The sequence below is a fragment of the Nodularia chucula CCY0103 genome, assembly GCF_963923915.1.
In the GTDB taxonomy this organism is placed as follows: Bacteria; Cyanobacteriota; Cyanobacteriia; order Cyanobacteriales; family Nostocaceae; genus Nodularia; species Nodularia chucula.
This window is the reverse complement of sequence record NZ_CAWUOL010000045.1, coordinates 24,224-37,780: the sequence shown is the minus strand read 5'-3', so window position 1 is coordinate 37,780 and position 13,557 is coordinate 24,224. Positions and strand designations below refer to the sequence as shown.

9 protein-coding genes are annotated in these 13,557 nt (G+C 42.5%); 4 read left to right on the top strand and 5 right to left on the bottom strand.

The features are described from left to right. Positions 1-89: 89 nt before the first annotated feature. Together ACM0OP_RS13845 and ACM0OP_RS13840 are read left to right on the top strand one after the other, a co-directional pair. Entirely contained in the window at positions 90-2,438 is a 2,349-nt protein-coding gene (locus tag ACM0OP_RS13845; RefSeq protein WP_414528998.1) for a two-partner secretion domain-containing protein, read from the top strand. A 74-nt stretch (positions 2,439-2,512) separates the two neighbouring features. Further along, positions 2,513-5,287: a two-partner secretion domain-containing protein gene (locus tag ACM0OP_RS13840; RefSeq protein WP_414528997.1), complete on the top strand. Its 2,775-nt coding sequence runs from the start codon at positions 2,513-2,515 to the stop codon at positions 5,285-5,287. A gap of 26 nt (positions 5,288-5,313) precedes the next feature. Here the strand turns inward: ACM0OP_RS13840 and ACM0OP_RS13835 are convergent, their stop codons facing one another. Together ACM0OP_RS13835 and ACM0OP_RS13830 are read right to left on the bottom strand one after the other, a co-directional pair. Continuing rightward, entirely contained in the window at positions 5,314-6,099 is a 786-nt protein-coding gene (locus tag ACM0OP_RS13835; protein WP_414528996.1) for a circadian clock KaiB family protein, read from the bottom strand. A gap of 20 nt (positions 6,100-6,119) precedes the next feature. Further along, positions 6,120-7,388: a type IV pilus twitching motility protein PilT gene (locus ACM0OP_RS13830; RefSeq protein WP_414528995.1), complete on the bottom strand. Its 1,269-nt coding sequence runs from the start codon at positions 7,386-7,388 to the stop codon at positions 6,120-6,122. Between the two features lie 730 nt (positions 7,389-8,118). Here ACM0OP_RS13830 and ACM0OP_RS13825 point away from each other — a divergent pair. Next, the gene (locus ACM0OP_RS13825; protein ID WP_414528994.1) at positions 8,119-8,493 is read left to right on the top strand and encodes a hypothetical protein; all 375 of its coding nucleotides are present in this window, start codon (positions 8,119-8,121) and stop codon (positions 8,491-8,493) included. A gap of 354 nt (positions 8,494-8,847) precedes the next feature. After that, the gene (wecB, locus tag ACM0OP_RS13820; protein ID WP_414528992.1) at positions 8,848-9,954 is read left to right on the top strand and encodes a non-hydrolyzing UDP-N-acetylglucosamine 2-epimerase; all 1,107 of its coding nucleotides are present in this window, start codon (positions 8,848-8,850) and stop codon (positions 9,952-9,954) included. Here wecB and ACM0OP_RS13815 read toward each other — a convergent pair whose 3' ends face one another. From ACM0OP_RS13815 to glgA, 3 genes are all read right to left on the bottom strand, one after another. Beyond that, complete coding sequence (locus ACM0OP_RS13815) at positions 9,955-10,833, bottom strand: peptidoglycan-binding domain-containing protein (protein ID WP_414528991.1); 879 nt, start codon at positions 10,831-10,833, stop codon at positions 9,955-9,957. It abuts the gene before it with no gap. A gap of 138 nt (positions 10,834-10,971) precedes the next feature. Next, entirely contained in the window at positions 10,972-11,766 is a 795-nt protein-coding gene (locus ACM0OP_RS13810; protein WP_414528990.1) for a M23 family metallopeptidase, read from the bottom strand. A gap of 338 nt (positions 11,767-12,104) precedes the next feature. Continuing rightward, positions 12,105-13,493 carry a glycogen synthase GlgA gene (glgA, locus tag ACM0OP_RS13805; RefSeq protein WP_414528989.1) on the bottom strand — a complete coding sequence of 463 codons (1,389 nt, stop codon included), beginning with the start codon at positions 13,491-13,493 and terminating at the stop codon, positions 12,105-12,107. Between the last annotated feature and the right edge of the window lie 64 nt (positions 13,494-13,557).

Below are 13,557 nucleotides of genomic sequence, written 5' to 3'. Positions count from 1 at the left end.
CTGATTACCTACTCAATTCTCCTCAACTTTTTCTCGACTTTTTCAGCAAACCCTATATATATACCTGTTGATTGGTGGGAACAAAACTAATGAAAGTATCCTCTGTTGGCGTGAATTTAGTTAATGTTGTTTTGACAAGTGGAATACTTTTATGGTGTAACTTCGCTCAAGCCCAAATCACTCCAGATCAGACACTCAACACCACGGTTTCCCAAACTGGCAACAACTTTACCATCACTAACGGTAGCCCTGCCAACAGTAACCTATTTCACAGTTTTAGTCAGTTTAATCTTCCTACCGGGAGTATAGCCACCTTCGATTTAGTCAATACACCTCATGTATCTACTATCTTTAGTCGTGTGACTGGAGGTAGTATTTCTTACATAGATGGCTTGATGCAAATTAGCAATAGCCACAACCCTGTCAGTTTATTTTTGATCAATCCTAGCGGGATGATTTTCGGACCCAATGCCCAACTGAATATAACTGGCTCTTTTGTAGGTACAACTGCAACCAGCATTAAGTTTGCTGATGGTTGGGAATTAAATTCAAGCAACCCGACAACAGCACCGCTATTAACAATGAGTGTACCAGTGGGCTTACAGTTTGGGCAAAATTCAGGTGAGATCGCCCTGGAAAACTCCAATAATGGTATTCCTCAAACTCCCATAGGCTTAGAAGTAGATGCAGGTAAAACCCTGGCTTTACTGGGAAATGACATTGATATCACAGGTGGGGTTCTCAGAACCTTTGATGGCTTGATTAAAATTGGTAGCGTCAATTCAGGACAAGTTAATCTCACCCCAGCACCCCCAGGATGGACATTTGATTATTCTCAGGTAGAAGCATTTAGCAACATCAATTTGACTCAAAATGCACAAGTATTAGGCTTGGGTTTGGGAAATAGTACGATACAAATCCAAGGTCAAAATATCAACTTGGACGCTTCAGATGTTTCCACTGTCAATGAAGGTGTTTTCTCCTTCGATCAAATTACGATTAATGCAGCTGGAAAACTGAATTTAGCAGATGGAGGAAGAATCACCACTTTCAACAGCAGTACAGGGAAAGGTGGAAATATTGTAGTCAATGCGGTTGAGTCTATCTCAGCTAGGGGATTTAAACTTGCTGATCCTTCATTATCCACATCAATTTTTTCTAGTTCAGAGGGTGCGGGACGGGCGGGAAATGTGACTATTTCTACCCAAAAACTCACAATGGCTGGTGGTGCTACTCTTGGGTCAATTACTCTGTTTACTGGTAATAGTGGCGATGTCAAAATTCATGCTTCAGACTCAATAGATGTGTCTGGAATTAATAATGTGACATTTCTGCCCACCACCATCACATCATCTACAATAGGTTTCGGTAATGCTGAAGATTTGACAATCACCACAGGTAAATTAACAGTGCGAGATGGTAGTTTAGTCACCTCCTCAACTGGCGCTATAGGCGATGCGGGGAATGTCCAGATTGTCGCTTCAGATTTGATTGAAGTCAGTGGTACATCACCAAATGGGATGCTGAGTAGCAATATCGGATCTAACGCCCTGCGCCTCGATCCTGTCACCCGTGCAGTTTATCTACTACCTGAATTTCCTAGTGGTAATGCCGGAGGAGTAGCTTTAATCACACCTCAATTACGGGTCATGGATCGAGCTGACATTGGGGTGAAAAATGAAGGTACAGGTAATGCAGGTAATTTTGAGGTTTATACTGACTCAATTTTCCTCACTGATGCCGGTACGATTTCCGCCGCCACACAATCTGGAAACGGTGGTAATTTGCTGCTCAATGCTCAACAATTATTATTCATGCGCGATCGCAGCCAAATTTCTGTAGAAGCTCAAGCAGCAGGTAATGGCGGCAATATTACACTCAACACTCCGGTAATTGTGGGTTTAGAAAACAGTGATATTATCGCTAACGCAGTGCAGGGAAGCGGTGGTAACATCCAAATCACCACTCAAGGTTTGTTTGGCTTACAGTTTCGAGAACAAGTCACACCGGCAAGTGACATTACCGCCAGTTCTCAATTGGGTATTAGTGGCACTGTGCAAATCAATACAGTAGGCGTTGACCCCAACTCTGGTTTAGTCGAACTACCTGCTAATGTGACTGACCCATCCCAGCAAATTGCTACAGGTTGTACGGTTAACGAAGGTAGTAGTTTTATCGCCACTGGTAGAGGTGGTGTACCCCAAAATCCCAATCAACAAATTTGGAGCGATCGCACTTGGTCGGATATCCGTGATCTCTCTACATACCAGATAACAGGCAATACCAAGGCTCAAATCCCGCAATCTTCACCAAGTCTACTCCAGGCTACAGGCTGGCATCGTAATCATCAAGGCCAAGTAGAGTTAATTACAACCCACTCTTCTCTACAAGTACAATCGCCTTTGACCTGTTCCGCCATACCGAATCATCCATCCTAAAATCGATTGTGCATATCCTGGTGATTATCTCTGGTTACTATTTTAAGAAAACTACTATCAAAGGAAATTATGTAATGAAAATGCTTGCGGTAGGCTGGAATGTCGGCAGTCAAATATTACTAAATCTCATACTCCTACCATTAGGAATTTTCCTCAGCATCGACTTTGCCAATGCTCAAATTAACTCAAATGGCAGTCTTAATACTACTATTTCTCAAAATGGGAATCACTTCATAATTACCAACGGTAGTGCTTCCGGGAATAATTTATTTCACAGCTTTAGTAATTTTTCCATACCAACAGGTGGTTCAGCCACTTTCGATTTAACAAACACACCAAATACGACAACTATATTTAGTCGGGTTACAGGTGGAAATATTTCTCATATTGATGGGTTAATTCGCACGCTTCATGGTAGTAACCTAGTCAGTTTATTTTTGATGAATCCCAATGGAATTGTGTTTGGGGAAAATGCCAGCTTGAATATTAGTGGCTCCTTTGTGGGGACGACAGCAAATAGTATTAAATTTGCCGATGGCACAGAATTTAGTGCTGTAAATCCAACTACAACACCGTTGTTGACGATGAGTGTACCCGTGGGTTTGCAGATGGGAAGTCATGGGAGAGTTTTGGCACAGCCCACCCCAGTCATCGAAGTCCAAGGTCCACCTGCCAACAATATCTTCTTTCCGACACCTACATTATCAATCGCACCGAATCAAACCCTGGCACTGATTGGGGGACAAGTGGATATCAATAGTGCCAACATCTCTGCACCGGATAGCCGTGTGGAATTGTGGGCGATGCAAAATGGCACGGTGAATATACCCACATCTGGAAACTGGCAATTGGACAGTTCATCCCCATCGCCAACCTGGGGCAACATTACCTTGAGTCAGTCCTCCTATATCAATACCAGTGGGGCGATTGGGGGTGCAATCAATATTCGGGGGCGTGGGTTAACCTTGCAAGATGGCTCACATATAGAATCCTCCACTGGTGCAAATGGGCAAGGGCAAGGTATTACCGTCAACACCACAGAATTTATAGATTTACTGGGTGTTTCTCATCCCGGGAATTATAACCCTCCTGGCTTGTTGACTAGTGTGACTGATAGTGGTGCAACTGCGGGGAATATCACGGTTGAAACTCCACGATTGCGCCTTGCTAATAGTGCATGGATCAACTCCTTCAACTTTGGTGCTAACTTTGTTACCTTCGCGCCGATCAACAATGCCAGAACAGGCAAGATTACGGTTCGTGCCACAGATATAGAAATCGGTGGTTCTGCACCATTTCCCAGTCCGTTTACAGGTCGTTATGTCTCAGGGGCAATTACAACGCTAGTTGTGGGAGGACAACAGAATGACAGTGGTGCAATTACGGTGGAGGCTGAACGGATACGGCTATTTGATGGGGGGCGTATTAGCACCGATTTATTGGGCAATCCACTCTTCCCTACATTCACGACGGGTAAGGCTGGAAATATCTCCGTTACGGCGACTGAGAGTCTGGATATTCGCGGCACAGGCATGAACGTTACCACTGCGATTATTAGTTCCATTCAAAACTCTGTTAATGGTCAAGGGGGCAGTATTAGGATTAACGTCGGACAACTCGCTTTGGCAGGGGGTGGAACTATCTCCAGTGCGATCGCAGGCAGTCCGAATGCGGCGATCGCAGGTAGAGGTACAGCTGGGAATATCACGATTCAAGCTACTAATGTAGAAGTCAGTGATCCCGTAGTTGATCCTTTTAGCAATGCCCTTAGTGGTATTACTGTAGCAGTAGGGCAAAATTCCACAGGCAAAGGGGGCAATATTAACCTGACAGCCAATAGTTTGCGCGTCTTTAACGGTGGACAAATTACCTCCTCCACAGATGGCATTGGTGCGGCGGGTAACGTTAATCTGCAAGTCAATAATATTACCGTAGAGGGTAATTCCCAACCCTTAACTGATGGTCACATTCTCCCAAGTACCATTACGGCGGCTTCTACTACCACCTCTGATGCTGGTTCAGTTAATCTAGTGGCGGATCGACTCAATGTTCTTGATCATGGGCAAATTTCCGTCAGTAATACAGGCGGTGGTAATGCAGGTAATTTGATTGTTAATGCTAACCGGATCAAAATGGAGGAAGGAAGTAGTCTACTTTCAGAAGTCTCCGCCGGCGATCGCGGTAATATTGCTCTCAATACTGATGTTTTATTGATGCGTTATGGGAGTAAAATTAACACCAATGCCACTGATACAGCCACAGGCGGCAACATCACCATTAATGCCCCAATTATTATTGGTTTAGACAATAGCGATATTACTGCCAATGCGATTGAAGGGGCTGGTGGTAATATTGATATTCAAACTCAGGGTTTATTTGGAATCAAATTCCGCAACCAACTCACCCCGGAAAGTGATATCACAGCGAGTTCCGAATTTGGGATTAGTGGTACAGTGGACATTAATAATTTTGGAGTTGACCCAACTTCTGGTTTAGTCAAACTACCTGCCAATGTCACCGACCCTTCCCAACAAATTGCTACAGGTTGTACTGGTAATCAAGGTAGTAGTTTTGTCGCCACTGGTAGAGGTGGTATACCGCAAAATCCCAATCAACAAGTTTGGAGCGATGTCTACGACGGGCTACGCCTACGCACTTGGTCGGATGTCCGTGATCTCTCCACATACCAACAAAATAGCTCCGTGACAGCACAAACACCTTCATCATCAGAAGTGCTGATACAAGCTACATCTTGGCGCATGAATCCGGAAGGAAAAATTGAGTTAGTGGCAAATCATCCTTCTACTCAGACACAACTACCCTTAACCTGTGCAGGTACAAAAAGTTAGTAGGACTTCATGTTATGAATTACTGCTTAAATTTTTTCTGTAGCACCTAACATCTGTAAAAGTTTATCCACATTATCTATATCCCCAACAATGCGCCGAATTGGTCGTGGCCAGACCTTCACAAGGGTGGGAGTAGCTGAAACTTGATCAATTTCAGCCTGTTCGGGATTCGTTAAAACATCAATCACTTTCATTGTGTAAGGATACCCCAGTGATCGCTCCAAAACTTCGTGGAGATTCTGAAGAATGCGTTGGGTATTCATACTATGTCCAGCCACAAACAAGCGCAAAACGTAACATTCCCCTTCCAACTCTAACTTTTCTGTCGCCATCACTGGTGGATAATATTTTGGTTTCGCTTGGGAGCAATCCAAATCGACAACTAAATCATGGTCTTCCCAAAGTTGGGGAAAGGTGGAGCGATAAGTAGACAGTACCATGCGATCGCACAAACCCTCTTGCCAAGGTGCAGTTTGCCAAACCAACTCTGTACCAAAAATCGCATTCAGCACAGCTTGATTCCGGATCACAGCTGGATAAGCCTCAGCAAAAGTGCGGACTTGATGAGTCTGTGGATCTAACCAGTGGTCAATAGTTGCAGTATAACAAGGTACTAGGAAATGAGGCGGTTCTGGCAAGTCTAAAATTTCCTGCAAAGCACCACACAAGTGTAAGTGCCATCGACCCTGTTTCTTAGGGTCGATGCAGTAAATTAAATCTCCTCCCGGTGTAAAAAGAGCAATGCCTTTAAACAACTGCGGTTTAGATAGTTTATCTGTAGTCAAGTCAGTTAAAGGGTTGAGGAAAAACAAAGTTTTATCCCTTATTTTATCTAAACTCTTCCTCGGAGAAACTGTGCCATTTCATTAGGAGTGGGTGACATTTCCAAAGCCGTTTCTTCCGTAATCCGACCTTCTTGGTAAAGATTCAGCAAAGATTGGTTCATGGTAATCATACCGTCAAAACTGGCTTGCTTCATCAGCTCAGTAATTTCATCATACTTACCATCTTTGATCCATTCCTTAATCGCCTCAGTATTAATCAAGATATCGTGAAAAGCCGCCCGCTTACCATCAGTTGTGCGGCATAAACCTTGAGCAATTACTGAAACCAAAGACTCAGAAATAGCCACCCGCATTGCGTCTTGTTCTTCACCTGCATAAAGATTAAGAATCCGTTCAATAGTTTTTACCGCACTATTGGTGTGCAGAGTTCCCATAACCAAGTGACCAGTTTGAGCCGCTTTCAGAGCAGTATTCACCGTTTCCTTATCCCGCATTTCCCCCACCAGAATTAAATCTGGATCTTCCCGTAAAGCTGCTTTTAAAGCATTGTCAAACTTCCGGGTGTGCATTCCTACTTCCCGTTGTCGGATTAAGGATTTACGGCTTTGGTGGACAAATTCAATAGGATCTTCAATGGTGATGATATGTTTCGGCATCTCTCGATTGATGTAGTCAATCATCGCCGCCATTGTCGTTGATTTACCAGAACCAGTCGGACCAGTCACCAAAATTAACCCCTTGTGGTAGTGACAAATATCCCGAAAAATTGTCGGTAATCTCAACTGTTCCATCGACAAAATTTTCAGAGGAATTAACCGCAGCACCATTCCATAGCCCCTCATGGTACCAAAAACATTAATCCGTACACGGGCAAACTCATACTGAGTTGCACCGTCAAATTCTAAATGTTCTTGAAAATGCTGAATTTCTGCATCTGTCAATATCTCCCGCAACCAACCCATAAAAGTATCCGAATCGGTTTTAGGATAATCCGTCATTTGAATTTCTCCCCGGTTGCGGAAACGAGGAACTTCATCTACTCCCAAATGAACATCAGAGTATTCTAAATCATAGGCTTGTCTAATAATCTCCGCCAAAGTCATCTTCGCAGCGCTAGTCTTAGAGGTTGTTTTGGGAGTTACAGAACTAGGCATTGGCGGCGGAGTACCCGGACGATGGCTAGAACTTTGACTCCCTGACATATCCAGAGTTTGTGTAGACTGGCGTGGTGGCACAAACGCTGGAGGTGGTGGCGGTATAAGCACCTTTTGGGAAGGGGCAGAATTGGAATTGGGTGGAACCTTGGATTCTGTCATATAACTTTAAGATGGGGAACTAAACAACTGAAATTCCGGAAAAATCGTCTTGTGGCTAATGTAGAGCCTGGAAACAGGCTACTGATAATTGCCAGGCAGTAAATTCGTTAGATTATATTTTTCATACTTGTATATTTTTAAGCCCCAAAAATAGTGTTTCCGATTCTTGCTGATACAAGACTTGTTTAACACATTACATCCACCTAAGTCCTACAGTATATATAAGGATTATTGCAAGTATATTTATATATGGAATATCCTCAGTGAGCAAATTTCATCTCAAATAATAGATATTGGACTTCAGCAGAAGTCGTATTTCTGCCAAGTTATTAATTACCAAGCAGTTCCAAATCTTCCCGATTGCCTTACTTCTTAACTAACTGCGATAAAATTGTCAGTCTTTGATGAGAATTATGAGAGCCGGGGGCAATTCTTATAAGAAATGTTAACCAAAACTGAATTAAGGAATGGAAAACCCACGGACAGAGGAAAGCTGTGTTTGCCTCTATTCCTGAAGATAGATGGCATAAGCTAGGTGAAAAACTACGTGTGAAATTCACGTTACATTGATCATTATCAAAAATCAAGTGTAAAGTTTAGTTAAAAAATGCTCATCTTGTGAATAGGGTTCTATATACTGAAACTTCAATCGAACAACTCAGTTAATTCGTAAGAAGCGATATATGACTGAAATAAAAACCTTGCTGTATTTTTTTTAGGAGGAAAAGTCATGGTTTTGGCTCAAAGCTCTAATCTAGGAAAGACCTACTCCTTGATGATGATTAAAAGTTTTTTGATTTGGACTTTCACGTTGGCAGTATGCTTGCTGGTTGTCGGTTTTCCATTAGTCTTTGTAATGGCTACAATCGGATGCTTATTGTCAATTGTTTTACAATCTGTCATGCCTGTTAGTGCAGTTTTGCTAGTATCAGGCGGTTTAATCATGTTTAATGTCTTGGCAGTAATGATTGCTGCTGGTGTGTTGACTTTTAAGGGTATACACCCGAATCAGGTCAAGTGGTTGAACTGGTTAAATGGAGAAGCGGAGGAAATGCAGACTTCTGTGTATGCTGCTTGTCCTTTGACTTGTGACATCGAAGCATAGTTGATTCTTTATAAATTCGACAAACAGAGCATCTGCCCGGTCAAGCCGGGTTTTTTCATATTTTGATGTAAAGTCCCGCTATTTTGGAGATAGGGGATTTTCAACCTTTTAAAGTTTTTGGTAGTTTGATCAAACTAGCTAAAGCAGCAGCCATAGACGATATATATTTAGGGCTTGTTGGATAAAGATAAAACCCTTTATTAATAAGGTTTTGGCGGATTTTTATCACAAAAAAGTGCAAGGTTTTAGCTTATGGTGTCTCAAAATACTTGCATTTTTTCTTGTCGGATACAGGAAATTAAAGATACTCAGATAGCTTAAACTGTTCCCTGTTCCCTGTTCTCTCCTCTCAAAATGACTATTAAAAAGAAAGTTGGCATTATTTTAGGTACACGTCCGGAAGCAATTAAACTGGCTCCAGTCATTCAAGTATTTCAAGAGTCGCCAAAATTTGACTTGCAGGTAATTTTAACTGGACAGCATCGTGAGATGGTGGAACAAGTGATGCAGTTATTTGACCTCAAGGCTGATGATGATCTAGAAATTATGCAGCCTCAGCAAACTTTAAATGATATTACTTGCCGAAGTTTACAAGGTTTAGAAAAATTATTCCACAAAAGTCAGCCGGATTTAGTCATAGTTCAGGGAGATACAACTACAGCTTTTGCGGCAGCTTTGGCAGCATTTTATCAAAAAATCCCCGTTGGTCATGTAGAAGCGGGGTTAAGAACTGATGATTTATGGAATCCATATCCAGAAGAAGCGAATCGACGGCTGATTTCTCAACTGACTCAGTTACATTTTGCACCTACTCCTTGGGCGGCGGAGAACTTAAAACGTTCTGGGGTTTTGGGAGAAATTCATATTACAGGTAATACTGTGATTGATGCACTACTCAATGTTGCTGCAACGAAACCCGCTTGTGATGTACCGGGTTTAAACTGGGACTCATATCGCATATTGTTAGCCACAGTTCATCGGCGGGAAAATTGGGGTGAACCACTGCAAGCGATCGCCACAGCATTTTTACAGATATTAGATGAGTTTCCTGATACAGCCTTGCTGTTACCATTGCACCGTAACCCCACGGTAAGAGAACCATTACAAGCGCTTTTAGGGAATCATCCCCGGATATTTTTGATTGAACCTTTAGATTATGGCGAACTGGTGGGAGCAATTGAGCGATCGCATTTCTTATTAACTGATTCTGGTGGTTTACAAGAAGAAGCCCCTAGCCTGGGAAAACCTGTATTGGTTCTCAGAGATACCACAGAAAGGCCAGAGGCTGTTAGTGCCGGTACAGCTAAACTTGTAGGGACGACAACGGAGAAGATTGTGGAATCTGCTAGTGAATTGCTCAGTTACCCCCAAGTTTATACAGCGATGGCAAACGCCATAAATCCTTACGGCGATGGCCATGCAGCCGAACGCATCTTAGAAATTGTGGACAATTATTTCTAGTTAGCGTCGAAAGATGGCATTGTAAGTTTGGCGACCGACAATACCATCAACACGTAAATTATTCCGAGCTTGAAACTCGCGGACTACGCGAGTAGTGGTTTCGCCATAATAACCAGTAGGTTGCACACCTAAAGCTCTTTGGACATCACTCACCGCTTGACCGCGAGAGCCGAATCTGAGCAGAATTTGTCCACCGGTATTGCTACCAGTGTAATTATTATTTCTAAAAATGGCATTGTAAGTTTGGGGGCCAACAATACCATCAACACGTAAATTATTCCGAGATTGAAATTGTCGGACTACACGAGTAGTGGTTTCGCCATAATAACCAGTGGGTTGCACACCTAAAGCTCTTTGGACATCACTCACCGCCTGACCGCGAGAGCCGAATCTGAGCAGAACTCGGCCACCTGTACTACCAACATTATTCACAGGACGATTATTAGGGGTGCTACCAATCCATCTCGCAGAAACAAATCTATTGGGTGACAACCGAGCGAAACCATTGACAATTTCGGTGGTTCTGATTTGAGTACGATTAGGGAGACAATCAACGGTGCGAGAGTTAAGATTGGCATCTTCACGAACACGCAAACAACTACCATTAGTTGTTACGTAGGATGTTGATGTGGATACATTAGCAGTCTGGGCATGGGTGAGGGTAGCAAAAAATATACTCATGCCAGCTAAAGCTAACCAAGCAGAAGATTTGAGAAAATTGAGCCAGTGGAATTTTGGTTGAGATAAATTCTTGGTGTTACCTGTAGCGATCGCAGAACCACCAAAAAGTTTTTTCCAGTCCAATTCCAAAAGAGGTATATCATCTTCAACATTGCCACTGTCTGCCTCATTGGCCATAAACATATGAGAATAAGCCATGTAGTCCATAATCCGCTCCTTTGTGCAATAACTCTAAAACTTGCCGAGAATCATTTAATTTTCCCCTCTTTAATTTTAGATTATTTAAAATTACAATAATAATCCGATTTCCAGGAGCGAAAAAGTTCAATTCTTCCATCAATTGGCAGCAGCAAAAATATCAGTCCGAATTTGTACCCCATTGCGCCAGACTTCAACACTTTCAGGGTTTACCAAATAAGTAAAACTACCATTATCAGCCCGATATTTGTCTTTTCCAATATTCCAAGCAGGAATCTTAATAGGTTTAGTTGAATTGCCCTTTAACTGCCCGATGTAAAATAAATCGGCATTTTCTTGACAAATTTTAATCAAATTACTACTGGTTTCACCTTTGATAACTGTCATCCCACTGCATTCAGTAAGCTGTCGTGCAGGTGGAAGTGATGGTGAAACTTGCTGTTCTGTGGTGACAGATGCCAACAAAGCCATAGGATCAGCCGCTACTCGACCATGAGGATAAAATTCAAAATGCAGATGAGGGCCTGAACTATTGCCAGTAGAACCCATTTCGGCAATCATTTCACCTTGATGAACATTTTGACCTAGAGTAACCAATAAACTGCGATTGTGGCCATAGACTGTGACACTTTGATCAAAATGTTTAATTTCTATAGCATTACCTAATCCCCAATGATCCCAACCCGCTTTCACAACCACACCGGATGCAGCCGCAAAAATAGGAGTTCCCGAAGGGCCAGCAATATCAATTCCTTCATGTTGGTATTTCCGGAACCCTTGAGAAATAGACCCTTGAGTCGGCCAAATCAACTGAGGAGAAGTAACATTTGAAGAGACTGCGACTAATTGAGACCAAGCAGAAGTATTAAAACTGAGGATAGTAAATAAAGTAATCAAACCATAAATAAAAATATTAACTTTTCTGATTAACATAATCAATTACACACCTACTAACTAAGTGTTATTTCAGCCTCACACTTTTAAAATCAGGAAAATATCCGATCCAATTGTCAAATTGGCAACCATTTAACTTATGGGAGTGAATACAGAAAATAGACCTTAAACTCCCTACTTAAAACTCCCTATTTACAAAAGTTTTAGCCTCCACTCGTCTCCTCCCCTGATGATTCACTTGCCATACCAAACCTCTACGAAACTTTGCGTTAAAAAAACCCATGAACAGCAACCCTCAGACCGAATCTGAGTAGTACCCTCACGAGTAATAGAACTATAAAAAAAAGAACATTTGCCGACTCTAATTCTGGTTATGGCTATTCATCTGCTGCTGGTAAGCCGAGAATCGATTTATACAACTTTACATACTCCTTAGCAGATTCATACCAACTAAAATTCTGAGTCATCCCACGTTGTTGTAATTGCTGCCATTGAGGTTGAAAACGGAAACCTTCCCAAGCCCGAATCATACAGGTGAACAGGTCTAGTGCTTCATAACGGTCAAAGCAATAACCAGTACCGGCAGTGTTCATGGGGTCGTGGTGCGATACAGTATCAACTAATCCACCTGTACGGCGAACAATGGGGGGACAACCATAACGCAAAGACATCATTTGACTAATCCCGCAGGGTTCAAAGCGGCTAGGCATTAAGAAGGTGTCAGCACCAGCATAAATCCGACGAGACAGGGCATCATTATACAGGAGATAAGTTGCCATCCTGCCAGGGTAACGGGATGCTAATTGCCACATTTGAGTTTCATAGTAGCGATCGCCTGTTCCCAATAACACAAATTGAGCATCTGTATAAGCCATGAAACGGTCAAGAATTTGCAAGACCAAATCAATGCCTTTTTGCTCTACTAACCGTGTTACCATGCCAATTAAAAAGGCTTTGCTGTTAACTTCTAAACCTACTTCTTCTTGGAGAGCAATTTTATTAGCTTTGCGTTTATCCAAAGTATCGATAGTAAAGGTTTGGTTAATAGCTTTATCATTACTGGGGTCGTACATATCAAGGTCTATACCGTTGATAATTCCCGATAATTTACCACTAATGAAAGAGAGCAAACCTTCTAGTGTTTCACCGTAAGCAGGGGTTTTGATTTGTTCGGCATAAGTAGGAGAAACTGTATTTACGCGATCGGCATATTGTACCGCCGCCGCCATTGTATTGTGTCCCTGCATATACCAAGGACACCAAGTAATTTTTTCTAAATACCATCTCCACGGCCCTTGATAGGCGAGGTTATGAATGGTAAATACAGTTCTGATATCTGGGTCTTGGTGCATCCAGACTGGAATCATACCTGTGTGCCAATCGTGACAGTGGATAATTTCTGGTTTCCAGTAGTTCCAGGCAAATTCAGCTGCACCATTGGCAAAGAAAGTAAAACGCCAGTCTTCATCTTCACCACCATAAATGCGGCGGGGTAAAAAAACAGGATGTCCGAATAAGTACAGGGGAACATCAGTACCAGGTAAAACGCCTTCGTAAACTTCAAAGTCCTGAAACATGACCGATCCCTTCCAAATCGGTGCTTCCGGAACCTCCATTTTATCTGGGAGGAACCCGTAATAAGGTAAGAAGATGCGGACATCATGCCCCATTTGTCTTAAGATTTTGGGCAATGCGCCGACAACATCCCCCATTCCTCCCACTTTCGCAACCGGAGCTGCTTCTGCTGCTACGAATAGAATCCGCATGGTAGTTTTTATCCCTGGTTCTACTTACTGTTTTCAGTTGTCAGTTTTCACTGCTTACTGATCT

Bases quoted from the DNA above. Each gene is read 5' to 3' on its own strand.
- ACM0OP_RS13810 (WP_414528990.1), bottom strand. From the start codon at position 11,766: ATGTTAATCAGAAAAGTTAATATTTTTATTTATGGTTTGATTACTTTA.
- ACM0OP_RS13830 (WP_414528995.1), bottom strand. From the start codon at position 7,388: ATGACAGAATCCAAGGTTCCACCCAATTCCAATTCTGCCCCTTCCCAA.
- ACM0OP_RS13845 (WP_414528998.1), top strand. From the start codon at position 90: ATGAAAGTATCCTCTGTTGGCGTGAATTTAGTTAATGTTGTTTTGACA.
- ACM0OP_RS13840 (WP_414528997.1), top strand. From the start codon at position 2,513: ATGAAAATGCTTGCGGTAGGCTGGAATGTCGGCAGTCAAATATTACTA.
- wecB (WP_414528992.1), top strand. From the start codon at position 8,848: ATGACTATTAAAAAGAAAGTTGGCATTATTTTAGGTACACGTCCGGAA.
- ACM0OP_RS13815 (WP_414528991.1), bottom strand. From the start codon at position 10,833: ATGGCTTATTCTCATATGTTTATGGCCAATGAGGCAGACAGTGGCAAT.
- ACM0OP_RS13825 (WP_414528994.1), top strand. From the start codon at position 8,119: ATGGTTTTGGCTCAAAGCTCTAATCTAGGAAAGACCTACTCCTTGATG.
- glgA (WP_414528989.1), bottom strand. From the start codon at position 13,493: ATGCGGATTCTATTCGTAGCAGCAGAAGCAGCTCCGGTTGCGAAAGTG.